Below are 25,479 nucleotides of genomic sequence, written 5' to 3' on the forward strand. Positions count from 1 at the left end.
CCTTGGCGCTCGAAGGTACGATATGGAAGCGACATGGCCTCTTCCGGAGATGCTTTGATGCCGGGCGACGTTGCCCAAACCGCCGATACGCCTCTGATCGATCCCTATGGCAGGAGCATCGAGTATTTGCGCGTGTCCGTGACGGATCGGTGCGATTTCCGCTGCGTCTACTGCATGACCGAGCACATGACGTTTCTGCCGAAACGGGATCTTCTGTCGCTTGAGGAACTCGACCGGTTGTGCGGGGCATTCATCCGGCGCGGCGTCAAGAAGTTGCGTATCACAGGCGGCGAGCCGCTTGTGCGCCGCAACATACTTTGGCTGTTCCGGGCGCTCGGCCGCCACCTCGAAACGGGTGCGCTCGAAGAGCTGACGCTGACGACGAACGCGAGCCAGCTCGAAAAATATGCGAGCGAACTTTATTCCGCAGGCGTGCGGCGGATCAACGTCTCCCTCGACACGCTCGATCCGGTCAAGTTCAAGGCAGTGACCCGCTGGGGCGATCTCGGGACCGTGCTTCGCGGCGTCGACGCTGCGGAGGCTGCCGGTATACACGTCAAATTCAACGCCGTGGCGCTCAAGGGGATCAACGAAGACGAGATCGAGAGCCTCGTTCGGTTCGCGCATGGCCGCGGCGCCGATTTGACCCTCATCGAGACTATGCCGCTCGGCGATATCGGCGAAGACCGGACGGACCAATACCTGCCGCTGTCGATCGTGCGCGCGCGGCTCATGGATCGGCTAACGTTAGAAGACAATCCCTATCGAACGGGCGGCCCTGCGCGCTACGTGACCGTCAAGGAGACGGGCGGTCGTCTCGGCTTCATTACCCCGCTCACACATAATTTCTGCGAAAGCTGCAACCGCGTGCGCGTGACGTGCACGGGTCAGCTCTACATGTGCCTCGGCCAGGAAGACGACGCGGACTTGCGCGCGCCGCTCAGGGCTTCTCCCGACGACGCGGCACTCGACGCCGCCATCGTCGAAGCCATCTCGCGCAAGCCCAAGGGCCACGACTTCATTATCGACCGGCGCACCAAGAAGCCTTCGGTCCGTCGCCATATGAGCGTGACCGGCGGTTGATCCGCTGCATATCCAATCAGGCAAGCACGCTTTTCACGACCTGCTTGATCTGATCGAGCGTGAAGGGCTTCGAGATCGACAGCAGCCGGCGGACTCGGAGGCGCGCCGCGCGCTCGAGCTGGTCCGTAAAGCCCGACATCAATACGACCGCGAGCGCGGGCTTCATGGCGAGCGCCTTTTCGGCCAGCGAAATGCCGTCAAGCTGGGGCATATCCACGTCAGTGATGAGGATGTCGTAGACGGCACCGTTGGCGCCGAGCGACTCAAGTGCTTCGACGCCGTCCTGGGTGACATGAACCGTGTGGCCGTCGGAACTTAATGCCCGTCGCACGAGGTCGCGGATCGCGGCATCGTCGTCTGCGAGCAGGATCGTCGCCATCTACCGCCCCCCTCTTTCTAGTTTGCGCATGACGACTCGCGTTCCGCGAGCCGGCCGTCATGCGCGGAAAGAACCCTAGTTTGCGCATGGCGACCCGTGTTCCGCGAGCCGGCCGTCATGCGCGGTAAGAACCCTAGTTTGCGCATGGCGACCCGTGTTCCGCGAGCCGGCCGTCATGCGCGGAAAGAAACCCCTCATTCCAATTCTAGTCGACGAGGCGGCCCACGAAAGGCAGCTCCCTGTAGCGGTGCGCGACGTCCATGCCATAGCCCACGACAAACACGTTCGGGCATTCGAAAGCACAATAGTCCGGTTCAATCGATACGGCGCGCGGGGCCTTCTTGTCGAGCAATACGCACGTTTCTATGCGGGTTGCCCCGCGGGCCGAAATCAAATCCTTGGCGAAAGCCAGCGTGCGGCCCGAGTCAAGGACATCGTCGATCAGGATGACGTGGCGGTTCTGAACGTCGAGATCCAGGTCGCGCAGGATCGACACCTGGCCCAAAGATTCCCGGCTTTTCCGATAGCTCGAAAGTGTCAGGAAATCGACTTCGGGGGCGAGGCCCGCAGCGTAGAGCGCCCTCAACAAATCGGCCGCGAAGACGAAGCTGCCCTTCAGAACGGGTACAACCAGAAGATTTTCAGGCGCCTTGGCGGTGATTTCGGCGGCAAGCACCCGGAGGCGGGCCTGAATATCCTCAGCGGAAAAGATCGTTTCGATGGTTTGTTTCGCGTTTGAATCGGGCATTTATTTATTCCTAGTCGTTCAGAGCGACCGGGTATCCGGAACCCTGAAGGATCTTGTGTACACGACTGCGCCACAATCGTAATCGATTGATCATTGTGTCCGCCACGTGTCTATACGCGTCGGGCATTGCAAACTGCTCCGAATATCCACTGCCAAGGCAAATTCCTCTTGATTCGCTTGACGAATGTCGGACTGAAATACGACAGAGGACCCGAGGTGCTGCAGGATGTGACATTCCATCTGCGGCCGGGTTCCTTTCACTTTTTGCATGGCGAATCCGGAGCGGGAAAATCATCGCTGCTCCGGCTGATGTTCATGTCGCTCCATCCCAACCGCGGCGAAATCCGCATGTTCGGCGAAGACGTCACGAAGGTCAGGCCGCAAAAGCGCGCCCAGATGCGGCGGCGCATCGGCATCGTGTTCCAAGATTTCAGACTGCTGGACCATCTCACCGTTTGGGAAAACGTCGCACTTCCTCTCCAGGTCGTCGGCAAGAAGCCTTCCGACTACCGCGAGGATGTGACGGACCTGTTGCAATGGGTTGGTCTGGGTGACCGGATGTATGTTAATCCGTCCGTTCTTTCGGGCGGCGAGAAGCAGCGGGCGGCCATCGCACGGGCGGTCATCGGCAAGCCGGAAGTGCTGCTCGCCGACGAGCCGACGGGTAACGTCGATCCGCAAATGGCGCGACGCCTGCTCCGGCTTTTCGTCGAGTTGAACAGACTCGGTACCTCCGTCGTGATCGCGACGCACGATCATCAGCTGATGCGGCAGTTCAAGGCGCCGCGCATTGAGGTGCACAAGGGCCATGTCCGGATCATCTAGCCGCTTTCCCGGACGCGTCGAGCCAGCGATGCCGCTGCCGGGGTATGAGTCTTACGACGACCCGACCACGGGCGTGACCGCGCGCACCGCAGGCTATCCTCCGCAATATGGAGACACCGAACCCGCGGTGACAGCGGACGATCCGCAACGCAGTCTCAAACCTCCCGCACGTGACCGCGACAGCGCGCGCAAAATGAAGGTGACGGCTCCGGTCGTGCCGCCGGGCTCGGTCACCGGCCGATCACTGACGCTCGTCATCGGGATCATGTGCTTTCTCGCCTGCCTGACGTCGGGCGCCGTTTGGATGATCAAGGAATCGTCCGATGCCTGGCTGAACGACATCGCCAGCGAGGTCACCGTGCAGGTCATTCCGCAAGAGAATGGCAATATCGATAAAGCCGTTGCCGATGTCGTCGGCTTTCTGCAAAAGCAGCGCGGCATCGCCAACGTCAAGGCATTGAGCCTCGATCAATCGGCGGAGCTTCTGCAGCCTTGGCTCGGCTCGACGGACGCGTTGAAGTCACTTCCGGTACCCCGCTTAATCGCCGTCGAGGTCAACCGGACCGACCCGCCGGATCTCACCGAGATCGGAACTGCTCTCGGCCGTGATTTCAAAGGCGCTTCGCTCGACGATCACCGCCGTTGGCAGCAGCAGATCCGGGCCGTCACACGATCTTTGGCACTGGGTGGTATCGCGATCCTTGTGCTCGTCGGGGCGGCAACCACAGCAATCATCGTATCGGCGACACGCAGCGCGATGGCCTCGAATCGAGAAATCGTCGAGGTGCTCCATTTCGTCGGCGCCACCGACAAATTCATTGCCCGAGAATTCGAGAAACATTTCTTGAGACTCGGGATAAAGGCAGGGATCGTCGGCGCAAGTTGCGCAATGCTTGTTTTCATTTGCATGCCGGCGATAACCGAGATGCTGGGGGGCGGCGCCGTCAGTGCCGTGGAAATGCAACGCCTGATCGGTACCGGGGCGCTCGACTCGCTCGGTTACATCATTCTGGGACTTGTCGTCGTAACCATAGCCGGCCTTTGCATGGTGACATCCCGCGTCGGCGTTTATCGCATCCTGAATGGACAGCACTAACGGCGAGCACGGCAAAACGTAGATCTCGACCGCGTGCTAAGCCGCCCGATTTCGTGTAGGGCAAAGCCCGGCCGGAGCCGCGAGGTGGCTGCGTGGGACGTCCAAATCGGTTACACTTCGACGGTGAGCGACGGCAGATAGACAGGCGATCCGAACAGGCGACACGAACAAGTACATTCCGCAAATGAAAATGTTCTCACACGCAATCATTGTCCTGCTGGCGCTCGGCGCGGCCGCGCTGGCATTTGGATTCGTGCTGTTTGCGGTTTCGGTCACCCGGGATGATGCTGCCGATTTGGACAAGGCCGATGGCATCGTCGTGCTGACCGGCGGCGACAACCGGATCGAGGCTGGTGCCAAGCTTATGAGCGAAGGGCGTGCCAAGCGCATGCTCATTTCTGGCGTCAATCGCAAGGTCAGTCGCGAAGAGATGCAGCGGATCGTGCGAATCGACAACAAGGTTTTCAATTGCTGCGTCGATCTCGGATACGAAGCGCTCGACACGGTCGGCAATGCCGACGAGACGAGGACCTGGGCCAATACGAACGGCTACACGAAGCTGATCGTCGTGACCTCGCGCTATCACATGCCGCGCAGTCTTGCGGAGCTGGCTCTCGTCATGCCGGGTGTCACGCTACTGCCATATGCGGTCACTCCGAAGCGCTTCCCTGAGACAGCGTGGTGGCTGCACGTCGCGACGACGAGAGTGCTGCTATCCGAATATCTGAAATTTCTCCCGGCCGTCGCTCGCCTCACGGCGCAGCGCGTCATCGATTGGCGCGACGGGCAATCGGTCGCGATCATGCCACAGAAGCGCGCCGATGGCTGAGCAACCGCTGCCTGGGCCCGGCGCATTGGTCGTCGTGCGTTCGCTCATTTACTTCGTCGTCTTTTACGTCGTCACGGCGCTTTATCTGGTGCTCGGCTCGTGGCTGCTCATCGGGCCGCGGTCCTGGGCGATGAAGGGGCTCGAGGTTCACGGGCGGACGTGCGTCTGGTTGCTGCGCCTGATTTGCGGAACCAAGCTCGAGGTTCGAGGCCGCGAAAATTTGCCGAAGACCGGCTGCCTCGTCATCTCCAAGCATCAGTCGGCCTGGGACACCTTCGGCCTCATTTCGCTGTTCCGCGATCCGGCGATCGTCCTCAAGGACGAGCTGAAATGGATCCCCTTCTACGGCTGGTTCTGCGTGAAGTTCGAGCACATTCTCGTCAAACGCGAAAAGGCTTCGGCGGCACTCAAATCGATGATCCGCGATGCGAAACAACGCATCAGCATCAACCGCGAGGTCGTCATTTTTCCGGAAGGCACCCGAACGATACCGGGTTCGCCTCCCGACTATAAACCTGGCTACGTCGCGCTCTACGAAGCGCTTGGCGTCGTGACCGTGCCGCTAGCGCTCAACTCCGGACTGTTCTGGCCGCGCCGCAGCCTCTGGCGCTATCCAGGGACGATCGTCGTCGAGTTTCTTCCGGCGCTACCGCCGGGATTGCCGCGCGCCGAATTTCGCTCCCGCATCGAATCCGCGATCGAGGCGGCGAGCACGCGGCTCATCGAGGAAGCTGCGAGGAGCCCTTCCCCGCCGCCGCTCGCACTGGCCTACAGGCGCACACACGCCGGTTGACGTTATCCACAGGCCTGCGAAGCAAGCACGGCCCGTCTAAATCGCATGATGTGCGGATGCCGCAATGCGGAGGAAATCGTCGTTCCCGGATGGTTTGTTATGCACGGATGCCTCTTCGATATGGCACGGTCGAGCCCTCATCGTTTTCCATTCATGGAGACATCCAATGCGCACTGCCGCCCGAATGATGTGGGCCGTAATCGCCGTCGCAGGCGCTGCCATGGCAGCTGCGCCGGCTGAGGCCAAAAGCTGTTTCAAGAAAGCCGCCGAAGGCGTCGCCCTCACCGAGCAGCTCGCCCATTTCCAGGTCGATGCAGCCCTGCTGCAGGCGACCGACTGGAGCATCTATTTCACCTGGGTCTCCGGCAACGGGACGCCCGGCTATTCGTTCGGTCCGCGCCGCTATAAGTGCAGCGCCGGAGGGATCGGCTGGCAGTGCAAGGGCGAAGCGACGCTCTGCAAACTATAAGAGCGAAGGTTTTCGACCGATCTACAAAGCCGTCGGCCCGTTGATCCGGGCTGGCGGTTTTTTTTGTGTGGAGGGAGGCAGATCAAACCGTTTGACAGCAGGGGTCCGAGAACATATAGTGAACAATAATTGAAGACGGGCTTTTGATACCCATATTCCGGGGACCTGATGAGCGCGATTTTTTCAGATCTTCCGGCCATTTCCGACGCCATTTGGCGGCGCAAGTATCGTTTTGCCGGTTCGCCTGCGGTCGCCGCCGACAAGACGATCGAAGACACGTTCCAGCGGATCGCGGCGGCTGCGGCTTCGGTCGAGAAGCCTGCCAACCAAAAGAAGTGGGCTAGCGCCTTCTACGATGCGATGTCGGACTTCGGCTTTCAGCCGGCCGGGCGCATCATCGCGGGCGCCGGCACCGACCGGAACGTCACGCTCTTCAACTGCTTCGTGCTCGGCCGGATCGGCGACGACCTTTCGAGCATTTTCGACAACGTCAAAGACGCGGCGCTGACGATGCAGGCGGGCGGCGGCATCGGTCATGATTTCTCGACGCTTCGCCCGCAGGGCGCGCCGGTCAAAAGCATCGGGGCGGACGCCTCGGGCCCTGTCAGCTTCATGGATGTCTGGGACGCGATGTGCCGGACGATCATGTCGGCCGGGCAACGCCGCGGAGCGATGATGGCGACGCTTCGCTGCGACCATCCGGATATCGAAACGTTCATCGCGGCGAAAGCGGATTCGCAGCGGCTACGGAATTTCAACCTTTCAGTTCTGGTGACCGATGCGTTCATGGACGCCGTGAAGCGCGGCGCATCATGGGACCTCGTTTTCGAGGGCAAGGTCTACAAGACGGTCGAAGCGCGCGGGCTGTGGGACAAGGTCATGCGCGCGACGTATGATTATGCGGAACCCGGCGTCATCTTCATCGACCGGGTGAATGCCGCGAACAATCTCGAATATTGCGAAACGATCTCGGCAACGAACCCGTGCGGAGAGCAACCGCTCCCTCCTTATGGCGCCTGCCTTTTGGGATCGATCAATCTCGCGCGCCTTGTCGAACATCCGTTCACGCCCGCCGCAGACATCGACCGCGCGAAACTCGAAGCGCGTGTCGCGACGGCGGTTCGCTTTCTGGACAACGTTATAGATATCTCGCGCTATCCGCTCGAAGCGCAGGCCGCGGAAGCCCGTGCCAAGCGGCGCATCGGCCTCGGCATTACGGGCCTCGCGGATGCGTTGATTTTTCTTGGGCTTCCTTACGGCAGCCCGGCGGCGCGAGAAAAGGCGGCCGAATGGATGGCCGCAATCCAGAACGCCGCCTATCGAGCGAGCGCGGCTCTTGCCGCCGAGAAAGGCGCGTTTCCGCTTTACGATGCAAAAGCATTCCAGTCGCGTCCGAACGTGTTGCGGCTCGACGCCGATGTGCGCCAGGCGATTTCTGCAAGCGGCGTTCGCAACGGCTGCATCACGTCGATCGCTCCGACGGGTACGATTTCTCTTCTCGCCGGCAACGTGTCGAGCGGCATCGAACCCGTGTTCGATTTCGTCTACCAGCGCCGCGTGCTGGGAGACGGACAGACGGCCACGGAAGAGACTGTCGAGGATTACGCTTACCGGAAGTTTCGCGCCGCATCGGGAGACGACGCGACGCTGCCCGAAGCATTCGTCACAGCGGATACACTATCGCCTGCCGAGCACATCGCGATGCAAGCGGCGCTGCAGCCCTATGTCGATAGCGCCATTTCGAAAACGATCAATTGCCCTGAGGATATTTCCTTCGAGCAGTTCGAACACATCTATGCCGAGGCGTTCGATCTCGGACTGAAGGGGTGCACGACCTATCGGCCGAACGCGATAACGGGCGCTGTTCTCTCGCGCGCCGCGCCGGTCCGCACAGACGAGGAGCCGCTCGATGAGATTTCGGCTTCCGCGATTTCCGCTCAGCGCGCGCCCGGGCTTAGAGCCGTCGAAGATCCGGCGAAGGCGGGCGATGTCGTTTACATGACGAAGCCGCTCGAGCGCGATGCGGCGCTTGAAGGCGTAACGTACAAAATCAAATGGCCGGCGAGCGCGCACGCGCTTTACGTGACGATCAACGACATCGTTCGCGACGGGCGGCGTCGGCCCTTCGAAATCTTCATCAACACGAAGAACCTCGAACATTATGCCTGGACGGTCGCTCTGACACGGATGATCAGCGCCGTCTTCCGCCGCGGCGGCGACGTCACATTCGTTGCCGAAGAATTAAAGGCCGTCTTTGATCCCGAGGGCGGCCGGTGGATGGGCGGGCGTTATGTGCCGAGCCTGTTGGCTGCCATCGGGGACGTCATCGAGCAGCATATGATCCACATCGGATTTCTCGTGCGTGACGATGCTCTCCCGGAGATCACTCCGAAACGCCAGCCGATCGCGGCCGTTCAGCGAATTGTTGCGGATGGGGCTACGGAGCACCGTCGAGACGACACTCAGCCTCACGGCTTTCCCGTGGCATCGGCGCGTATTTGCCCGAAATGCGGAGAGCGGGCGCTGAGGCATATCGAAGGCTGCTGGACCTGCGCGAATTGCGATTATTCGCGGTGCGGATAAGCCCCGGCGATTAACACTACCATCGGCCGGTTATCGCGACTCGCGGCTTTACCCGAGGCTTTTCGGGCCTTGAATGCTAATGCGCGTTGACGTTTGCGGCGATTTCGCCCGCGGGCTCGCGCCGAGTGTTTTTAATCCAAGCCGTTCTCAACACTTCGTTGACCATCGAGGCGCGGATGAGGCAATCGCGTCAAATTTTCGAACCAAAGTTCACCATTCCTCACAGTCCGGCGGGTATCACGGTTTCAAAGAAGAATTCGGTGTGTGTTTGCCGATAAGGGGTGTGCGTTATGAGTGCCGAGATTATCCAGCTTTCCGCGTTCCGGGCTCGCCAGCAGACGGTCGAAGCCGCGCCGCAGGCAAGCGTCGGAACGATGGCTCCAGAAGCGCCGCCGAGATTTCATTTCTGGACCGGAGCTTCGGGCAAGCGCTACGTGCACACGGTCTACAGCCTCTTCGACTGCCCGACACTGGAAGACGCCAATTACATTCTGGTCCGCCGCACGGACCGTTCACGGCGCACGGTGCTCGCCATCGGCCGGCTTTCCAACCGCTGCCCGACGCAGAACCTCGCAGAAATCCGCCAGCACTCCGCAGTGCTCGGCGCCGATGAAGTTCACGTGCACTTGCTCGCTTCTTCATCGCAGGAAGCGGAAGCCGTCGAGAACGATCTCATCACCGCGCAGTTTCTGATGGAGCCGCACTCGGCTTAATGGTGCCCGTACGGCGCGAGGTTACTTCCCGCCGTCTTTCGTGCGTGCCGGGCTCCGGCCGAAATCAGGCTGCGTCGTATCCTGGCCGGCCTGAATGATGCCGCGGCGGATCGCGCGCGCTTCCGTGAAGAGACGCTCCAGCGTCGCGCCGTCGCCAAAGCGGATGGCGCGTTGAAGCGCGATGAGGTCTTCAGAAAAACGGCCGAGCATCTCGAGAACCGCGTCCTTGTTGTTCAGAAAAACGTCGCGCCACATCACCGGATCGGATGCCGCGATGCGCGTGAAATCGCGGAAGCCGCCGGCCGAGAACTTGATGACTTCGCTATCTGTCACGCGCTCGAGATGGGCTGCGGTGTTGACGATGTTGTAGGCGATCAAGTGCGGGACATGGCTCGTGATCGCGAGCACCATGTCGTGATGCTCGGGCGACATGATCTCGACGTTAGAGCCGAGCTTCTGCCAAAATTCTTCGAGTTTCGCGAGCGCGGCAGGGTCTGCATCTGCCGCGGGCGTCAGGATGCACCAGCGTCCGTCGAAGAGTTCGGCGAAGCCTGCGTCGGGGCCTGACTGTTCGGTTCCGGCGATCGGATGCCCGGCGATAAAGTGAACGCTCTCGGGAATATGGGGAGCGATGTCCTGGACGGGTGCGGCCTTTACCGATCCGACGTCCGAGACGATTGCGCCCGGCTCGAGATGCGGACCGATGGCTTCGGCGATTTTTTTGTACGCGCCGACCGGCGTGCAGAGGATGACGAGATCAGCGCCTCTCACGGCGTCTGCCGGATCGGCATAGGCTTTTCTGACGAGGCCGAGTTCTTCGGCCCTCGCGCGTGTTTCGGGTGCTACCGCGCAACCGACGATGTCGCCGACAAGCCCAGCGCGGCGCGCGGCATGGCTGATCGATGAGCCGATGAGGCCTATTCCGATAAGGGACAGGCGCTTGAACATCGGCTTCGTCGCACTTGCGGGTGCGCTTTCAGTTGCGGTTTCGCTTTGGGCCATCAGGCCGCGCCCTTCAAGTAGCGAGCGAGCGCATCGATGACTCGCTTGTTGTCGCTCTCAGATCCGATCGTCATGCGCAGCGCGTTCGGAAACCCATAAGCGCCGACCTTGCGCAGAATGATGCCCTGCGATTTCAAGAACTCATCCGCTTCCGACGCCGTCTTGCCTTTGACGCCGTCGAAGTGGAAGAGGACGAAGTTCGCAACGCTCGGCGTGACGGCGAGACCGAGCTTTTTCAGTTCGCATTCGACCCACGGCAGCCATTTGTCGTTGTGAAGCTTGGCGCGCTCCAGGTGCGCGAGATCGTCCATCGCGGCTGCCCCGCTGGCGATTGCGGGCGCCGACAGATTGAAGGGTCCGCGAATACGATTGAGCACGTCGACGATCTCCGGCGGGCAATAGGCCCAGCCGATGCGGAGTGCAGCCAGTCCGTAAATTTTCGAGAACGTTCGCGTCATGACCGTGTTCGAGGTCGTGGCGACGAGTTCAAGCCCGGCTTCGTAATCGTTCTTGCTCACGTATTCTGAATAGGCGGCGTCGAGCACGAGCAGGATATCGCCGCGCAGACCGGCGCGCAGGCGGCGCACTTCCTCGATCGGGATGTATGTGCCCGTCGGGTTATTTGGGTTGGCGATAAAAACCATGCGGGTTCGCGGCGTCACGGCTGCGAGGATCGCATCGATATCGGTTTTGAGGTCGCGCTCCGGCGCGACGACCGGCGTCGCGCCATTCGTCAGGATCGCGATCCGGTAAACGAGAAAGCCGTGGGCGGTGTAGATCGCCTCGTCTCCGGGGCCCAGGTAGCCGCGGGCCAAGAGGCCCAGCAGCTCGTCGGAGCCCGATCCGCAGACGATGCGGCGCGCATCGAGCCCGTAACGGCGGGCGATGGCTTCGCGAAGCTGCGTCGCCTGGCCGTCCGGATAGCGCTCAAGTTCGCCCGCTGCCGCCTTGAATGCCGCGATTGCCGCAGGGCTCGGTCCAAGCGGGGTCTCGTTGGACGATAGCTTAACAGGGGGCAAGCCGCCGCCGGCCTTGCTTTCGCCGGGCACATAGGCCGCAATGTCCAGGATGCCAGGACGTGGAATTGGTGCGGTAACCACCATATATTATCTCGAATTCTTGAACGGTATTGACGATTTCGCGCGCATTGATAGGGGCATCATCACTTGAAATCAAAGTTTAAAGTTGACTTTGTCTGCGGCAAGCCTAGCAAGCCCGCCCTACCGCTTAGCCCTTGGGATATCGAACAAATACGATGACTGGCGCATCGCCCAATCTTGTTGCCTCGGTTTCACGGCGGCATCCCGAGGTGGATACGCCGACGAGCCCGGTCGTGCATTTCGACACCGGTGCGCCGCTGCACCTTGCCTGCCAGCAGGATCTCGCTCCCTTTTCCATAGCTTACGAGACCTATGGCGAACTCAACGCGGCGAAGTCCAATGCCATCCTGATCTGTCACGCGCTGACCGCCGATCAGTATGTCGCGAGCCGTCACCCCATCACCGGCAAGCCGGGGTGGTGGGATAATATGGTCGGTCCGGGCAAACCTATCGACACGGACCGTTTCTTCGTCATCTGCTCGAACGTCGTGGGCGGCTGCATGGGATCGACGGGTCCGGCTTCGATCAATCCGAAGACCGGCGCTCCCTATGTCCTCACCTTTCCGGTCATCACCGTTGGCGACATGGTCGAAGCGCAGGCGCGCCTCATCGATTATCTCGGCATCGATCAGCTGTTCGCGGTGATCGGCGGCTCGATGGGCGGCATGCAGGTTCTCGAGTGGGCGTCGCGCTACAAGGATCGCGTGTTCGCGGCCGTGCCGATCGCGACGGCTGCCTGGCATTCCTCGCAGAACATCGCATTTCACGAAGTCGGCCGGCAAGCCGTCATGGCCGATCCCGAATGGTCGGGCGGCAACTATTATGCTGCCGGAACGGTGCCGAAGAACGGCCTCGCCGTCGCGCGCATGGCTGCACACATCACGTACCTTTCGGAAGAAGCCCTGCACCGGAAATTCGGCCGCAACTTGCAGGACCGGTCGTCGTTGTCGTTCACGTTCAACGCCGAGTTCCAGGTCGAAAGCTATTTGAGGCATCAGGGGTCGACGTTCGTCGATCGCTTCGATGCCAACAGCTATCTCTACATCACGCGTGCTCTCGACTACTTCGACATGCGCGAAAGCGCCGGCGGTGTGCTCGCGAATGCCTTTCGTGGGACGAAGACGCGCTTCTGCGTGGTGTCGTTTACCTCCGACTGGCTTTATCCGACGCGCGAGAGCCGCGAAATCGTACAGGCGCTCAACGCGGTTGCCGCCAACGTTTCGTTCGTCGAGATCGAGAGCGACAAGGGCCACGATGCGTTTCTTCTCGAAGAGCCGACGTTTTTCGCGACGATCCGCGGCTTTCTCAATGCCGCCGCGATGAAGCGCGGGCTCGGCTCACCGGAGGCGCGGAAATGAACGCTCCCGATATCGGAAAAATCGCCGGGCAACCGAAAGCCCCGCGTGTCGACCATTTGCTCATCGCCGAGATGGTGGAAGCGGGCTCGCGCGTTCTCGACGTCGGATGCGGCGACGGCGAGCTTTTGCAGCTTCTGTCCGAGCGCAAGGGCGTCGACGGGCGCGGGGTCGAACTGCAGCGTGAGAAGGTCAACGCCTGCGTGGCGCACGGCCTTTCCGTCATCCAGGGCGACGCCGACCGGGACCTCGACAATTACCCCGATCAGGCATTCGACTACGCCATTCTATCGCTGACGATCCAGGCGACGCGGCAGCCAAAAAACGTGCTCGAGAATTTGCTCAGGATCGGACGGCGCGCCATCGTCTCGTTCCCGAACTTCGGCCACTGGCAGGTGCGCACGAAGCTGCTTTTCTCAGGCCGCATGCCGATCAACGATAATCTGCCGGATGAGTGGTATCTGACGCCCAACGCGCATTTGTGCACGATTCGGGATTTCGCCGACTTGTGTGAGCTCGTTCATGCGGACGTCGAGCAGGCCGTCGCGTTCAACGCCTACGGCGCGCGTCTGCCGATCAAGTGGTCGTTGTCGATGCAGAACATGTTCGGGGAAAAAGCCGTGTTTCTCCTGCGCGGCCCCAAGCGGCCCACAGCCGGTGGCTAGAAGCGGCGGATCCCGGTCGTGCTTCGCGTATCGGCCGGTTTCAGAATTGCGGGTTGAGCGACGCGCTTGCCACTGCCAACCGGCGCCATCACTTCCTTCTTTGCCTCGACCAGTATGACGCCGGCGACGCCGATCGACATGCTCGATCCGAAACGTTCGATGGGCCCCGCGATGCGCAGAAGCAGGCGCTGATTGACCGGGGGAAAGTAGAGCGCTTCACCCCAGTCGACAGGCGTGAAGAGCGCGTCGATGAGCTGCGTTTCGAGCTGTCCGCGGCTGAAGGGCAGTCCGTGACCGAATGGCGTTCGGTCCATGCGCGACCAAAGCCCCCGGCGATTTGGCACGACGAACAGCGCCCGGCCGTCCGGCTTCAGGACGCGCCATACCTCGCGGAGCAACGGGCCCGGCCGTTCCGCCTGCTCCAGGCAGTGGACGACCAGAAGTCGATCGACCGAGTTGTCAGGCAGCGGCCATTGGTTTTCCGTGACGAGAACCGAGTGGCAATGCCCTGAGTGCGGCCATACGATCGCGCCCTGGCGTGCCGGCATCAGGCACGCGAGACGCTGAGCTTCGGTGCGGAAAGTGCCGAGGAACGGTGTCGCGAATCCGGCGCCTGCCACCGTCAGTCCGCTAACCCGGCCCCACCGCTCGCGGATGGCGGTCGTGAGCTGGCGCCGAACGACCCGGCCGAGCGGGGTTCTGTAGAAATCTCTCAATGTCTTTGCGTCGAGAGGCATCGTTCGCGCTTACCAGTCATGATAAAATCTATTCTACCGGCATTGTCTCTAAACGATCCGGACCGCCAGAGACAGCCTTGGCTGGCGGTAACCCTCTTATCGCTGCGTCGTATCGTTCCGTTTGACACGGCCGACGCGTCCAACCAAAGTCCCGGCCATGGGAGCACTCGATATCGTTCTTCTGCCGTGCCTGGCAGATAATTACAGCGTTCTTCTGCACGAGCCGGACACGGGCGAAACGGCAGTCATCGACGCGCCGTGCGCTTCTGCGATCAAGGCGGCGCTCGCCGAACGCAGCTGGCGGCTGAACCATCTTTTCATCACGCATCACCACACCGATCACACGGGCGGCATCAACGAGCTCAAGGCCCACTACGGCGCGAGCGTGACGGGTCCGGAAACGGAGGTCGACCGCATTGCCGGATTGACGCGTGTGGTCAAGGCCGGGAGCAAGCTCGAATTCGCGGGCCACCCGATCGAGGTTCTCGAAACGCCCGGGCATACACTCGGGCACCTCACGTATTACTTCCCGGACGACGGCGTGGCGTTCACGGGTGACACGCTGTTTTCGCTCGGCTGCGGAAAAGTTTTCGAAGGCGACCCGCAGATGATGTGGGAGTCCGTTTCGAAGATCGCGGCTTTGCCGGGCGATACAAAGATTTATTGCGGTCATGAGTACACGCTGAACAACGCCCGTTTTGCGGTGTCCGTCGAGCCCGAGAACGATGCCCTGAAAAAGCGGGTGGCCGAGGTCGAAGGCTTGCGCGCGGCGGGTCGGCCGACGCTGCCGACCACGATCGACGTCGAACGCGCGACGAACCCGTTCCTGCGGCCGCAGTCCCGCGCGATCCAGGCGCGCCTCGGGATGCTCGGCGCGCCGGATTGGGAAGTGTTCGCGCGCCTCCGGCAATTGAAGAACAAGGCCTGATCAGCGGCGGAGGATCCACCATGAAGGGCGATCTCTCCGGCGACGACGTGATCGAGATGCTTGGGCTTTCTCCTCACCCCGAGGGCGGGCATTTCCGCGAGACCTTTCGGGATGCAGCGAAACCGGGCGAGCGCGCAGCGTCGACTGCGATCTACTTTCTTCTGAAGGCCGGAGAGCGCTCGCACTGGCATGCGGTGGACGCGGCCGAAGCGTGGCACTTCTATGCGGGCGACCCGATACTTCTGGAGATTTCGCCAACCGGCGGTCCGGTTCAACGCATTCGGCTGGGCCCCGATCTCGCGGGAGGAGAGCGGCCGCAAGCCGTCGTTCCTTCCGGGCATTGGCAACAGGCGCGCAGCCTCGGAAAATGGACTCTGGTTGGCTGCACTGTCGCGCCGGGGTTCATGTTCGAGGGCTTCACGCTGACCGCTCCGGACTTCGTGCCGGATGCGCCTCCGGTCGTCGACTAAGCGGCGAAGCTGCAACAGCAGAAAGCCTTTCGCAAACAATCCACACGCCGTCCCCAACTGCGTTTTTCGGCGGCGTGGCGCGATGGCCTTCCATCCACGGGTTAATTGCCCCTTTCCGACAACAGTGGTGTGGCGCTTCTTGTAGGCGGCGTTCGACTCGTCAACAGTGAACGGCGAATCATGTTCCGATTCACGGGGGTTGCAGTCCATGAAACGCGAGTCCTCAGGACCCGTCCTATCTACGGTGTTTGTCGATTACGACAACATCTACCTATCTTTGAAACGTAAGAACGAAGACGCTGCGAAGCGTTTCGCCAAAGACAGTGCTGTGTGGCTGCAAGGAATTGCGTCCGGCGAACTCATCACGTCCACGAACTCGTACTCATTGCCTGGCGAACGCCGGATTGCGATGAACCGGTGCTACGGCAATCCTGTTCCTCGCCGTAATGCACACGACAATTCGACGGACATGAACTCGTTCCCGTTCATTCGGCACCATTTTCTGCGCTCGGGCTTCGAAGTGATCGATTGCCCGCCCTTGACGGCGCAGCTGAAGAATTCCGCCGACATTCGCATTGTGATGGACGTTCGCGATATCCTCAATCACGACACGTATTTCGACGAATTCATCATTCTGTCGGGCGATGCCGATTTCACGCCGCTGCTTCACCGGCTGCGCGCGCACGCACGGCGGACGGTCGTTTTTGCGAACGACCACACTGCACAGCCCTATACGGCGATCAGCGACGGCGAAATCCGCGAATCCAACCTCATTACGCTGTTGACGAGCGGCAACCGGGCGATTTCGGGCGAAAGCCCGCGCGAGATTGCGGCACCACCTCCGGCGATCGACGTCGAGGCTGCGCGCAAGGCCATTCTCTCCGAGGTCGTGGAATTCGTCCGCGTCGCTCCTCAGGCCGTTCCTCTTGAGACGCTGGCGGACCGCGCGGTGCGCGTCGTCGGCCGCGATAAGACGGTCGGCACGAATTGGGGCGGATACGGATCTTTCCGGGATCTGCTGCTTGCGGATCTTCCGGAAGACATCCACTTGAGCGACACGGCGCCTTACACGGTGTTTGACGGCAACCGGCACATCTCGGCGGCCGGGCTGATCGCTCCGCAGCAGCTGGCGCCACCGGTCGCTGAACCGCGCCGGCCTGAGCCCGCTCGCGCCGAACCGCAGCAGGCTGCTTTGTCGGCTCCTTTGACCGCTCAGGCCCGGGTCACTCAACCGGCCGCGTCCCCTGCAATTCCTCAGAGCACCTATCAGCCATCGGTCCCGCAATCGCGCTACATCGACCGGGTGACACCGGCCGCGCCTCCGGCGCCGCCGATGCCGACGTCGCGCATGCCGGAACTGACGGCCGCCACCCCTGCGGCTCCACAGGCGCTTACGCAGTCTGTCAGCGCTCAGTCTTCGGGGGCAGCGGCATTGCAGCCGCGACGGCAACCCGTGGCTCCGCCGCCGCAGACGAGCTATCAGCCCGAACCGCGCCGGGAACTGGCACGGCCGCAGGGCCAGCAGACGCCCCCTCCTCCCATGAGTGCTCCCATGAGCGGGACGGCCATGGCTGCCGCGCCCCGGGGCGCCGATCAGGCGACGCAGATCCAGCAGTCGATCGCGCGGATCCACGATGCCTGCCAGGCACCGGCGTTGGCTCCGGCCGAATATCGCGTTCTATTCGATGTGATGTCGCAAGAGATCACCTCGAACGGGCTGCAGGGCGCGCAAACGCTCGTCAACATCACCCAGCGCGCTCGGGAGTTCGGCCTCGACATCAAGCGCGACGATCTTCGTTTCATCTACGACGTGGTGAGCGAGAGCGATCCGTGGTTCGAGCAGGGAACGTCGGCGAGCCTTTTTGCCGGCCGCTTCCGCAACTTCGTCGTTGCGCGCTGCCGGAGCCAGGGCCTCAGCCTGTCGGCCGATGAGCTCGATCTGATCGAAGCGTGGTTCTCGGCGCCCCAGCAGCAGGCACGCCAGCAGCATCAGCAGCAGCCGTCGGCGTACAACGCCCGCCCAGCGCCTGGCACGCCTCCGACTCAGCAGCAGCCTCAGGCGTCCATGCCGGCGGTCGCCCCGCCCGCAGGCGAGCGCTGGTGGAGCATCGAAGAGGGACGCCAGCACATGGCTGAGCAGCACCGGGAAGCCGAGCAGCGGACGGCGAATGCCTACGCGCAGAACCAAAGCGAGAGCGAGGACGAGTTTCCGCGCATCGTGAGATCGCGCTTCCGCGGCTGAGCCCGTCGCTTCATCGTCGTCAAACGTAAAAGGCTCTGCCGGAGATTTCCGGCAGAGCCTTTTTCAATTGCGCAATTTGTTGTGGCGATCTCGCGGGCTGGACCTACGCGAGGTACTGTCCGCCGTTGGCGGTAAGCGTCGAACCGGTGATGAAGCCCGAGTCGTCGGAAGCGAGAAACACGACGGCGCGGGCGATCTCGTTCGGTTCGCCGAGGCGGCCGACCGGGATCTGCGGAAGGATGCTCTTCTCGAGAACGTCCTGGGGAACGGCCTTGACCATTTCCGTCGCGATGTAGCCCGGGCAGATGACGTTGACCGTGATACCAGCGCGGGCGCCTTCCTGTGCGAGCGCCTTCGTGAAACCGATGTCGCCTGCTTTCGATGCCGAGTAGTTCACTTGGCCCATCTGGCCTTTTTGGCCGTTGATGGAAGAGATGTTGATGACGCGTCCGAACTTGCGAGCGCGCATACCTTCCCAAACCTGTCGGGTGACGTTGAACAAGCCGTTGAGGTTCGTTCCGATCACTTCATCCCACTGCTGCTTCGTCATCTTATGGAACATGACGTCGCGCGTGATGCCGGCGTTGTTCACCAGCACATCGATGGGGCCAACTTCCTTGGAGATCTGGGCGACTGCCTTCTCGGTCGCATCGTAGTTGCCGACGTCGAACTTGTAGACGGGGATTCCCGTCTCGACCTGGAATGCCTGCGCTGCGGCGTCGTTGCCGGCGTAGCTGGCAGCAACACGGTAGCCGTTGCTCTTAAGTGCGATCGAAATTGCGTGGCCAATGCCGCGCGTGCCTCCCGTGACGAGGGCAACCCGTGCCATATCATTCTCTCCTGAATTTTTTTGTTGCGGCTTTTGGATGGATATAGAGACGCAGCCGTCCAACTCGGAACGGCTGCGTTAGAAATTGAGGGTATTTAGTCTCGCGCGACGCACATGGCGACGCCCATGCCGCCACCAATGCACAATGTCGCGAGGCCCTTCTTGGCGTCGCGGCGCTGCATTTCGAAAAGGAGCGTATTCAGGATACGCGCGCCGGATGCGCCGATCGGGTGGCCGATCGCGATTGCGCCGCCGTTGACGTTGACCTTGTCAACATCCCAGCCGAGACCCTTGTTCACTGCGAGCGCCTGAGCTGCGAAAGCTTCGTTGGCTTCGATCAGATCGAGATCGTTGATCGTCCAGCCGGCTCTCTCGAGCGCCTTCTTAGATGCCGAGATCGGACCGGTACCCATGATCGAGGGATCGACGCCCGTGGTCGCCCACGAGACGATGCGCGCGAGAGGAGTGATGCCACGCTTCTTGGCTTCTTCCGCGGTCATCAGCACGACGACGGCGGCGCCATCGTTGATGCCGGACGCGTTCGCAGCCGTAACCGTGCCCTCTTTCGGATCGAAGGCCGGACGCAGCTTGGCGATGCTTTCGACAGTAACGCCTTCCTTAATGTATTCGTCCTGCTCGACGACGGTGTCGCCCTTCTTGCCCTTGATGGTGACGGGCGTGATCTCGTCCTTGAACTTTCCGGCCTTCCTTGCGGCTTCGGCCTTGTTCTGCGAAGCGGCAGCGAACTTGTCCTGCTCTTCACGCGTGATCTGCCACTGGCGGGCGACGTTCTCGGCCGTCGTGCCCATGTGGTAATTGTTGAAGGCGTCCCAGAGGCCGTCCTTCACCATCGTGTCCGTGAACTTGACGTCGCCCATCTTCGTGCCGTCGCGCATGTGCGCCGCGTGGTTCGATTGGCTCATGCTTTCCTGGCCGCCGGCAACGACGATGGATGCGGCGCCCGTCTGAATTTGCTGCATTCCGAGTGCAACGGCGCGAAGGCCGGAACCGCAGATCTGGTTGACGCTCCAGGCGGGCGCATCGACCGGAACACCGGCGCCGACGGATGCCTGGCGGGCTGGGCCCTGGCCTTGCGCAGCTGTCAGAACCTGTCCGAGAATAACTTCCGATACGTCGCCTGCGGGAACGTTTGCCCGCTGAAGTGCGGCCTTGATGGCGATTTCACCCAGCTTCGAAGCGGGCAGCGATGCCAAGGCGCCGTTGAAGGAACCGACGGGTGTGCGTGCTGCACTCGCAATAACGATTGTCGAAGCGTCCTGGCTCATTGGCGGCCCCTCCCTGGGCACGAAGTTTTGCATGAAGATTTATAGAACGCCCTGCCGTCGCGCCACTTATTACGGCTTCAATCAGCAGACAAAGGCACTTTGCAGCGCGTGGTTACTTTCAGCAATTGCGACCTCTTGCCTAGACTGCCCATCGGCGTTGGTTTCTACCCGCCCAAAAGAGTGACAGAAACGTCTGGCGGTGGGGCCCCAGGGTGTGGTACGCTGCCGCAGTGCAGCAACCTACTCTAAGCCGCCGTTAGTAGAGAACACGAACGCGATGTTGACCAATCCTGATCCTCAGACGCAAGCCCCGAAACGCGAAGCTGTCGTTATTAAAAAGTACGCCAACCGGCGACTTTATAATACCGAGACAAGCACGTACGTAACGCTGGAAGATCTGGCGAAGATGGTGCGTGGCGACCGCGATTTCGTCGTTTACGACGCGAAGAACGGCGACGATCTCACTCACGCAGTTCTGACGCAGATCATAGTTGAGCAGGAAAGCCGTGAAGGCGGGCAGGCGCTTCTGCCAATTCCGTTCCTTCGGCAGCTCATTCGTTTCTACGACGACAGCATCGCCCGCATGGTGCCGAGCTATCTGCAATTCAGTCTCGAGCACTTGGCGAAGGAACAGGTTCGTTTTCGCGAGCAGTTCGCTTCGGCGTTCTCAAACCCTGCGGCTGCGTTCGATTTTTATCAGCAGCAAGCCAGACAGAACATGGCGATGTTCGAGCAGGCCATGTCGATGTGGGCTTCGTTCGGAACGCCTGGCAAGGGCGGCAAGCCCGGAGAGGGCCAAGCCCAAGCCCCGGGCGCAGCTACCGCGCCTGTGCCGGAACAATCCGGTGATCGCGACGAGCTGAGCGAACTCAAGTCGCAGCTCTCAGCGATGCAGCAGAAGATCGAGAAGCTGTCGCAATCGCGGCCCTGATCCAGACCGGCAAACTCACAGAAACGGCGCGTCGACGCAGACGCGTCACTGCGAACGTATTAGCGCGTCAGGCAGCTTTGACGTAGTCGGAGCTGTCGAAGGGCATGCCGTAATAGTAGCCTTGCATGTACGTGACGCCTGCATCCGTCAGATATTTGGCGGAACGCTCATCGCCGACCCATTCGGCGACCGTTTCCATACCGAACGTCTTCGCGAGTTCGATCATGGTCTTTACGAAGATCTGATCGCTCGCGTCGTTGGCGACGTTTTTCACGAACGCGCCGTCGATTTTCACCATGTCGACGTTGAGCAGTTTCAGATTTTTAAATGACGTGTAGCCCGCGCCAAAGTCGTCGATCGCGACGCGGCAGCCGAGCTCTTTCAGTGTGTTTACGAAATTGACGGACTGATCGAGTTCGTGAAGCGCGACGGTTTCCGTAATCTCGACGATCATGCGGCGGAGCACGTCGGGATGGCCCGCCGTCACCCGGCGCAGCGTCGTCAGCCATTCTTTGTCCGAGCACGTGAGGCCTGAGACATTGACGGATAAAATCAACTCCCGGTGCTGCTTCAGCAGTTCGACTGTCAGCTCGAGAGTTCTGCGATCGATCAGGCGAGAAAGGCCAAGCTGCTCGGCGATCGGCACGAATTCGCCAGCCGCAACAACGCTTCCGTCGTGACGCACCATTCGCAGCAAAGCCTCGTACACCTCGGGCTTGCCGGTTTTTGTCGAGACCATAGGCTGCAGCACGAGCCGCATGCGATTTTCATCGAGGGCGTTGACGACGCTTTCCGCGATCGTTTTGTTGCGCAGACGTGCGCCTTCTCCGGAGGGTGACGGCTCGTAGAGGACAAAGCAATCGAAGCGCTTCGATTTGGCGATGTCCAATGTCCGCAAGGCGAAGTTCACCGCGTCATGCACGGAGTTCGCCTGATCGGGAATGATGACGCCGCCGAGTGAGACGGTTGCGGACAACTGAGCGGCAGACGTCTTGATCGTCGTGTCTCGCACGGCGTTGATGAAGCGCTCGGCTGCGGTGTGCACGGCACCGGCGCCGCAGTTCATCAAGACGATACCAAATTTATTGGCCGAGTAGCGTCCGATGACGTCGCCGCCACGCAGCTTGGCGCGAATTCGCCGGCCGACTTCAGCGATCACCTCGTCGCCGACCTCGAGGCCGAACGTTTCGTTGATGACCGCCAAGTTGTTCACGGAGATCATGAGGAAGGCGCAGGATCGTTGTTCCCGTTCGGTGCGCGAGAGCACGGTGCCGAGGGCCTCCGTCAGGCGCATGCGGTTGAGCTGGCCCGTCAGCTCGTCGAGATCGTTCCGTACCAGCCGTCTCTGCTGCTCGAGATAGTGATCATCAACGATGCGAACGACACCGCGCGCCCGCTGAGGATGTCCATCCGGTCCCGGCCACCACCGCCCCTGGTCTTCGAGGCGCACTTCCTTGCCGCTCCGCAGGCCACCGGGCCGCAGACGATATTGAATGCGATACGGAACACCTCGTTCGGGGTCGGCTCCGACGCTGCGCGAAAAGACTTCGAGACGGACGTTCAAATGCTCCGGCGCGATCAACGCATGATATGCGGCGCCCGTCGAGATCTTGCTCAGATCGCTGACGTCGAGAATTTCGGTAGCATTGCTTTCCCAGTCGAGGCGGCCTGTTCGAAGGTCCCAAACGTAAGCGGTTTCCTCAACGGACGACAGAATGCCAACGAGGTCGAGGCCTTCGTTCTCGGTTAGGGGATCATGTTTTTCGGTATCTGGAGATTTCGGGTTCTCCTCAGGCACCGCGGCCTGAGGCCGACCATCAGCGTCATGCGCAGGAACCACGTTTCACCCTCGAGCTGTCTTGCAGCACCCTTGGAATGGCGGGAATGGCAGATGCTTGAATTCAAGGGAAAACGAATTCGGCCGCCTTAACAAGCACCAAAATCGCGCAGCTTCGGTAAGTTTAACGGACTCCGAAAGCCGTGCTCCCGAAGTCCCAATTTTGAACGGTGAAAACTTATTGATCGGCGCCGATGTTCAAGTCGCGGCGGGCGACGCGGATGCCGATCGTGTAGCCACCGATAACGTCGATGAGCGCAGCGATGAGGATCAAGAAGAAGACCGACGTCGCGGCCTGCGGAACCATCAAGAACTCGGCTCCGACTGCGGTGAAGACGACCATCGAAAGAGCGTGATCGATCAACGTCGAGGTCGTCGTGAAAGTCGATTTCACGATCTCTATGAAGAGCAGGATCAGGGTGATGAGCAAAATGAAGTCACCCCAGTTGAATGACCAGTCGCCGCCGCTCAGGAGATGGACTGTGAAAATATCGCTTTTCAGAGCCTCTGGCCCCATCGTCAGGACGATCGCATTGTAAAGAATGAATGCGAGAACCAAGAGCGGAATGGCTCTAACGGACATGAAGCTCTCCTGACATTTCGATTATCCCCCTGGGCGTCGCCTTGGGCGAGCACGCGCTTTTTGGCACGGCGGCCGTGTTTTGCCAAGCAACGGTGGCCGGCAAAAGGCAATAGGCGCCGCTGCGAAAACAACGGCGCCTTGAATTTTCAATGGATCGGCGAAGACGCTTATTCTTCAAGTGCCGGCGGCAGGATCTGCCGGCCACGGTACTTGCCCGACTTCAGGTCGATGTGGTGGGGACGACGGCGCTCGCCGCTGTCCTTGTCCTCGACGTAGGCCGGTGCCGTGAGAGCGTCATGAGAACGACGCTGGCCCCGCTTCATGGGGGACGTCTTTTTGCGCGGAACTGCCATCAGTCTTGCTCCAAATGTAATAACCGTGCCGCCGCCAAAGCGGACGGGCCGCCGAACGAGCGGCGGGAAAGCCTAACCCTATATCGCTGGATAAACCGGCGGCTCCGTTTCCAGGCGCTCGGTCCCTTGGGCGGGGCTTATACGCAAGTTATGCGGGAAATGCCAGTCCCCTGGCGAAACCTTTAAATGCGCCTTTTCGGCAGGACGCAGGCGAGCTGGCTGGAGGGCGCCAGCCGCATCCGGACCTGGATGGCGTTGGCGAGGCGCTGGAGGCCTGGACCCGGCTTTCCGGCGTTGCGCGTCAATGGGTTAGGCAGGGCGACCGCTAGGCGGGCTGCGTCTCGTTCGGAGAGGTTTTTAGCCGATTTGCGGAAATGGTATTCCGAGGCCGCCTCCACTCCGAATATGCCCGGGCCCCACTCGGCGATGTTGAGGTAAACCTCCATGACGCGATGCTTCGGCCAGAGGAGTTCCATCACGTAGGTGAGCGGCAGCTCGATCGCTTTGCGCAAATAACTCTTCGACGGCCAGAGGAACATGTTCTTGACGACCTGCATGGAGATCGTGCTGGCGCCGCGCGCCGCGGCTCCTCCCCCCGCTCTCTCCACAGCATCCTCCAATGCCTCGAAGTCGATGCCGGAATGCTGACAGAAGCGGCCGTCCTCGCTCAACAATACGGCGCGGACGATATTCGGCGACATGTCTTCTATCGCCACCCACTTTTGCGAAATGGATTGGCCGGTGAGCCATTGCTGCAGCATCAAGGCCGAAGCCGGTGGATTGATGAAGCGGTAGGTGACCATCAGCAGCAGCACAATCACGAGCCATCCCAAAGCAATCAGCGATAAAAGCTTCAGGCCCCGTTTGATGAGCGAGCCACGTCCGGCCGAGATCTGCGGTACCGGCGGTTGCTTCTCGACTTCCGCGAGATCTGGCCGCATGGACCGATCAACGGTCAGACCGTCGAAAGCGGGTGGTGGGGGCGGCGCCCATAACTGCGGTTCCAGCATGCGCTGCGGGATCGTTTGGCCGAGAAATTCTTTCGCTGTCTCTGAGCCGTCTGGGAGTGCGACCGCGAAGGGGTCAGCGCTTCCGTTTTCCGCTTTTGAGAACGAGCGCGACGAAACTTCAGCATCTATTGCGGAAAAAACATCTTCGGGCGCGGCCACGGTCGCTTCACCCGTGTCGGTCGGCGGCAATACTGCTGGCGGTTCAGGGGCGGACTGTTCCGGTTCGATCGCAGGCTCAGATGGAAGCACCGGCCGAATGACTTCTCGCGGAGATGTCTCGAAGAAAGCACGCGCGGGAAGCGGCCTTGGAGGGAGCGGTAGCGGCGGCTGCCAGCGATTGGGCGACGTATCTGGAAGCGACGTTTCGAGCGTCGCGCGGTATTCGCTCATCTCGGGGACGGTGGAGGCGCTCAGCGCGTTGGCGAGAGCAAGCGAACGTGCGAGTGCTGCGCCGACTTCAGCGGCCGCAATGGGGCGTGGCGGCGACAGCACGTCATGGTCGCCCAGTGGCGCCAGGGGCGCGGCAGTTGAGCCCGATGTTCCGTCCGGCCGATCCATGCTTTGATTCAATCGCTGATAGTGTGATACCGCCTCGCCATAGCGTCAAACCATGGCCTTGGTTAAGCGGCTGAA

25 protein-coding genes are annotated in these 25,479 nt (G+C 61.1%); 14 read left to right on the forward strand and 11 right to left on the reverse strand.

Annotated elements, in window-relative coordinates:
• Positions 1 to 57 precede the first annotated feature (57 nt).
• On the forward strand, positions 58 to 1,083 hold the full coding sequence (moaA, locus tag K2Q04_RS14650; RefSeq protein WP_291165223.1) for a GTP 3',8-cyclase MoaA: 1,026 nt from the start codon (positions 58 to 60) through the stop codon (positions 1,081 to 1,083).
• A 16-nt stretch (positions 1,084 to 1,099) separates the two neighbouring features.
• Here moaA and K2Q04_RS14655 read toward each other — a convergent pair whose 3' ends face one another.
• Positions 1,100 to 1,462: a response regulator gene (locus tag K2Q04_RS14655; protein ID WP_092868316.1), complete on the reverse strand. Its 363-nt coding sequence runs from the start codon at positions 1,460 to 1,462 to the stop codon at positions 1,100 to 1,102.
• A 205-nt stretch (positions 1,463 to 1,667) separates the two neighbouring features.
• A complete protein-coding gene (hpt, locus tag K2Q04_RS14660; RefSeq protein ID WP_291165227.1) occupies positions 1,668 to 2,210 on the reverse strand; it encodes a hypoxanthine phosphoribosyltransferase in 543 nt (180 codons plus the stop codon).
• A 168-nt stretch (positions 2,211 to 2,378) separates the two neighbouring features.
• On the opposite strand from hpt, the gene ftsE reads away from it, so the two are divergent.
• From ftsE to K2Q04_RS14695, 7 genes are all read left to right on the forward strand, one after another.
• The gene (ftsE, locus tag K2Q04_RS14665) at positions 2,379 to 3,035 is read left to right on the forward strand and encodes a cell division ATP-binding protein FtsE (RefSeq protein WP_045835142.1); all 657 of its coding nucleotides are present in this window, start codon (positions 2,379 to 2,381) and stop codon (positions 3,033 to 3,035) included.
• Entirely contained in the window at positions 3,019 to 4,131 is a 1,113-nt protein-coding gene (locus K2Q04_RS14670) for an ABC transporter permease (protein ID WP_291165230.1), read from the forward strand. Before ftsE ends, K2Q04_RS14670 begins: the two co-directional genes overlap by 17 nt.
• A gap of 184 nt (positions 4,132 to 4,315) precedes the next feature.
• Complete coding sequence (locus tag K2Q04_RS14675) at positions 4,316 to 4,960, forward strand: YdcF family protein (RefSeq protein ID WP_291165232.1); 645 nt, start codon at positions 4,316 to 4,318, stop codon at positions 4,958 to 4,960.
• The gene (locus K2Q04_RS14680; protein ID WP_291165234.1) at positions 4,953 to 5,753 is read left to right on the forward strand and encodes a lysophospholipid acyltransferase family protein; all 801 of its coding nucleotides are present in this window, start codon (positions 4,953 to 4,955) and stop codon (positions 5,751 to 5,753) included. Before K2Q04_RS14675 ends, K2Q04_RS14680 begins: the two co-directional genes overlap by 8 nt.
• Before the next feature lie 166 nt (positions 5,754 to 5,919).
• Entirely contained in the window at positions 5,920 to 6,222 is a 303-nt protein-coding gene (locus K2Q04_RS14685; RefSeq protein ID WP_291165236.1) for a hypothetical protein, read from the forward strand.
• 168 nt (positions 6,223 to 6,390) lie between these two features.
• Complete coding sequence (locus K2Q04_RS14690; protein ID WP_291165238.1) at positions 6,391 to 8,805, forward strand: adenosylcobalamin-dependent ribonucleoside-diphosphate reductase; 2,415 nt, start codon at positions 6,391 to 6,393, stop codon at positions 8,803 to 8,805.
• A gap of 290 nt (positions 8,806 to 9,095) precedes the next feature.
• On the forward strand, positions 9,096 to 9,518 hold the full coding sequence (locus K2Q04_RS14695) for a hypothetical protein (protein ID WP_291165239.1): 423 nt from the start codon (positions 9,096 to 9,098) through the stop codon (positions 9,516 to 9,518).
• Positions 9,519 to 9,539: 21 nt separating this feature from the next.
• Here K2Q04_RS14695 and K2Q04_RS14700 read toward each other — a convergent pair whose 3' ends face one another.
• Together K2Q04_RS14700 and hisC are read right to left on the reverse strand one after the other, a co-directional pair.
• Positions 9,540 to 10,520 (reverse strand): prephenate/arogenate dehydrogenase family protein, encoded by a 981-nt coding sequence (locus tag K2Q04_RS14700; protein ID WP_291165242.1) that lies wholly within the window; start codon positions 10,518 to 10,520, stop codon positions 9,540 to 9,542.
• Entirely contained in the window at positions 10,520 to 11,623 is a 1,104-nt protein-coding gene (gene hisC / locus K2Q04_RS14705; protein WP_291165245.1) for a histidinol-phosphate transaminase, read from the reverse strand. Before hisC ends, K2Q04_RS14700 begins: the two co-directional genes overlap by 1 nt.
• A gap of 152 nt (positions 11,624 to 11,775) precedes the next feature.
• Here hisC and K2Q04_RS14710 point away from each other — a divergent pair, with 152 nt between their 5' ends.
• Positions 11,776 to 12,978: a homoserine O-acetyltransferase gene (locus K2Q04_RS14710; protein WP_291165248.1), complete on the forward strand. Its 1,203-nt coding sequence runs from the start codon at positions 11,776 to 11,778 to the stop codon at positions 12,976 to 12,978.
• Entirely contained in the window at positions 12,975 to 13,640 is a 666-nt protein-coding gene (gene metW / locus K2Q04_RS14715) for a methionine biosynthesis protein MetW (RefSeq protein ID WP_291165251.1), read from the forward strand. Before K2Q04_RS14710 ends, metW begins: the two co-directional genes overlap by 4 nt.
• Here metW and K2Q04_RS14720 read toward each other — a convergent pair.
• A complete protein-coding gene (locus tag K2Q04_RS14720) occupies positions 13,637 to 14,377 on the reverse strand; it encodes a class I SAM-dependent methyltransferase (RefSeq protein WP_291165254.1) in 741 nt (246 codons plus the stop codon). The genes metW and K2Q04_RS14720 overlap by 4 nt on opposite strands.
• Before the next feature lie 157 nt (positions 14,378 to 14,534).
• Here K2Q04_RS14720 and gloB point away from each other — a divergent pair, with 157 nt between their 5' ends.
• The 3 genes from gloB (at position 14,535) to K2Q04_RS14735 (ending at position 18,017) form a co-directional block, all read left to right on the forward strand.
• Positions 14,535 to 15,305: a hydroxyacylglutathione hydrolase gene (gene gloB, locus K2Q04_RS14725; RefSeq protein WP_291165257.1), complete on the forward strand. Its 771-nt coding sequence runs from the start codon at positions 14,535 to 14,537 to the stop codon at positions 15,303 to 15,305.
• Between the two features lie 20 nt (positions 15,306 to 15,325).
• Positions 15,326 to 15,775, forward strand: a complete 450-nt coding sequence (locus tag K2Q04_RS14730) for a cupin domain-containing protein (protein ID WP_291165260.1) — start codon at positions 15,326 to 15,328, stop codon at positions 15,773 to 15,775.
• Between the two features lie 208 nt (positions 15,776 to 15,983).
• Positions 15,984 to 18,017, forward strand: coding sequence for an NYN domain-containing protein (locus K2Q04_RS14735; RefSeq protein ID WP_291165263.1), 2,034 nt, complete (start codon positions 15,984 to 15,986; stop codon positions 18,015 to 18,017).
• Positions 18,018 to 18,120: 103 nt separating this feature from the next.
• Here K2Q04_RS14735 and phbB read toward each other — a convergent pair whose 3' ends face one another.
• Positions 18,121 to 18,846: an acetoacetyl-CoA reductase gene (gene phbB, locus K2Q04_RS14740; protein ID WP_291165266.1), complete on the reverse strand. Its 726-nt coding sequence runs from the start codon at positions 18,844 to 18,846 to the stop codon at positions 18,121 to 18,123.
• A gap of 95 nt (positions 18,847 to 18,941) precedes the next feature.
• Positions 18,942 to 20,132 (reverse strand): acetyl-CoA C-acetyltransferase, encoded by a 1,191-nt coding sequence (locus K2Q04_RS14745; RefSeq protein ID WP_291165269.1) that lies wholly within the window; start codon positions 20,130 to 20,132, stop codon positions 18,942 to 18,944.
• Between the two features lie 277 nt (positions 20,133 to 20,409).
• On the opposite strand from K2Q04_RS14745, the gene phaR reads away from it, so the two are divergent.
• Positions 20,410 to 21,063, forward strand: coding sequence for a polyhydroxyalkanoate synthesis repressor PhaR (gene phaR / locus K2Q04_RS14750; protein WP_291165272.1), 654 nt, complete (start codon positions 20,410 to 20,412; stop codon positions 21,061 to 21,063).
• A 67-nt stretch (positions 21,064 to 21,130) separates the two neighbouring features.
• Here the strand turns inward: phaR and K2Q04_RS14755 are convergent, their stop codons facing one another.
• From K2Q04_RS14755 to mtgA, 4 genes are all read right to left on the reverse strand, one after another.
• Positions 21,131 to 22,903, reverse strand: a complete 1,773-nt coding sequence (locus K2Q04_RS14755) for a bifunctional diguanylate cyclase/phosphodiesterase (protein WP_291165275.1) — start codon at positions 22,901 to 22,903, stop codon at positions 21,131 to 21,133.
• A gap of 175 nt (positions 22,904 to 23,078) precedes the next feature.
• Positions 23,079 to 23,483 carry a hypothetical protein gene (locus K2Q04_RS14760; RefSeq protein WP_291165278.1) on the reverse strand — a complete coding sequence of 135 codons (405 nt, stop codon included), beginning with the start codon at positions 23,481 to 23,483 and terminating at the stop codon, positions 23,079 to 23,081.
• 167 nt (positions 23,484 to 23,650) lie between these two features.
• Complete coding sequence (rpmF, locus tag K2Q04_RS14765) at positions 23,651 to 23,836, reverse strand: 50S ribosomal protein L32 (protein ID WP_092868335.1); 186 nt, start codon at positions 23,834 to 23,836, stop codon at positions 23,651 to 23,653.
• A 182-nt stretch (positions 23,837 to 24,018) separates the two neighbouring features.
• A complete protein-coding gene (mtgA, locus tag K2Q04_RS14770; RefSeq protein WP_291165282.1) occupies positions 24,019 to 25,404 on the reverse strand; it encodes a monofunctional biosynthetic peptidoglycan transglycosylase in 1,386 nt (461 codons plus the stop codon).
• Positions 25,405 to 25,479: the final 75 nt, after the last annotated feature.

It is taken from the genome of Hyphomicrobium sp., from assembly GCF_019753045.1.
GTDB lineage: Bacteria > Pseudomonadota > Alphaproteobacteria > Rhizobiales > Hyphomicrobiaceae > Hyphomicrobium_B.

Bases quoted from the DNA above. Each gene is read 5' to 3' on its own strand.
- phaR (WP_291165272.1), top strand. From the start codon at position 20,410: ATGTTGACCAATCCTGATCCTCAGACGCAAGCCCCGAAACGCGAAGCT.
- K2Q04_RS14670 (WP_291165230.1), top strand. From the start codon at position 3,019: ATGTCCGGATCATCTAGCCGCTTTCCCGGACGCGTCGAGCCAGCGATG.
- mtgA (WP_291165282.1), bottom strand. From the start codon at position 25,404: ATGGATCGGCCGGACGGAACATCGGGCTCAACTGCCGCGCCCCTGGCG.
- rpmF (WP_092868335.1), bottom strand. From the start codon at position 23,836: ATGGCAGTTCCGCGCAAAAAGACGTCCCCCATGAAGCGGGGCCAGCGT.
- K2Q04_RS14730 (WP_291165260.1), top strand. From the start codon at position 15,326: ATGAAGGGCGATCTCTCCGGCGACGACGTGATCGAGATGCTTGGGCTT.
- K2Q04_RS14700 (WP_291165242.1), bottom strand. From the start codon at position 10,520: ATGGCCCAAAGCGAAACCGCAACTGAAAGCGCACCCGCAAGTGCGACG.
- metW (WP_291165251.1), top strand. From the start codon at position 12,975: ATGAACGCTCCCGATATCGGAAAAATCGCCGGGCAACCGAAAGCCCCG.
- phbB (WP_291165266.1), bottom strand. From the start codon at position 18,846: ATGGCACGGGTTGCCCTCGTCACGGGAGGCACGCGCGGCATTGGCCAC.
- moaA (WP_291165223.1), top strand. From the start codon at position 58: ATGCCGGGCGACGTTGCCCAAACCGCCGATACGCCTCTGATCGATCCC.
- K2Q04_RS14760 (WP_291165278.1), bottom strand. From the start codon at position 23,483: ATGTCCGTTAGAGCCATTCCGCTCTTGGTTCTCGCATTCATTCTTTAC.
- gloB (WP_291165257.1), top strand. From the start codon at position 14,535: ATGGGAGCACTCGATATCGTTCTTCTGCCGTGCCTGGCAGATAATTAC.
- K2Q04_RS14680 (WP_291165234.1), top strand. From the start codon at position 4,953: ATGGCTGAGCAACCGCTGCCTGGGCCCGGCGCATTGGTCGTCGTGCGT.
- K2Q04_RS14735 (WP_291165263.1), top strand. From the start codon at position 15,984: ATGAAACGCGAGTCCTCAGGACCCGTCCTATCTACGGTGTTTGTCGAT.
- K2Q04_RS14710 (WP_291165248.1), top strand. From the start codon at position 11,776: ATGACTGGCGCATCGCCCAATCTTGTTGCCTCGGTTTCACGGCGGCAT.
- K2Q04_RS14695 (WP_291165239.1), top strand. From the start codon at position 9,096: ATGAGTGCCGAGATTATCCAGCTTTCCGCGTTCCGGGCTCGCCAGCAG.
- K2Q04_RS14675 (WP_291165232.1), top strand. From the start codon at position 4,316: ATGAAAATGTTCTCACACGCAATCATTGTCCTGCTGGCGCTCGGCGCG.
- hpt (WP_291165227.1), bottom strand. From the start codon at position 2,210: ATGCCCGATTCAAACGCGAAACAAACCATCGAAACGATCTTTTCCGCT.
- K2Q04_RS14745 (WP_291165269.1), bottom strand. From the start codon at position 20,132: ATGAGCCAGGACGCTTCGACAATCGTTATTGCGAGTGCAGCACGCACA.
- K2Q04_RS14685 (WP_291165236.1), top strand. From the start codon at position 5,920: ATGCGCACTGCCGCCCGAATGATGTGGGCCGTAATCGCCGTCGCAGGC.
- K2Q04_RS14690 (WP_291165238.1), top strand. From the start codon at position 6,391: ATGAGCGCGATTTTTTCAGATCTTCCGGCCATTTCCGACGCCATTTGG.
- K2Q04_RS14720 (WP_291165254.1), bottom strand. From the start codon at position 14,377: ATGCCTCTCGACGCAAAGACATTGAGAGATTTCTACAGAACCCCGCTC.
- hisC (WP_291165245.1), bottom strand. From the start codon at position 11,623: ATGGTGGTTACCGCACCAATTCCACGTCCTGGCATCCTGGACATTGCG.
- K2Q04_RS14655 (WP_092868316.1), bottom strand. From the start codon at position 1,462: ATGGCGACGATCCTGCTCGCAGACGACGATGCCGCGATCCGCGACCTC.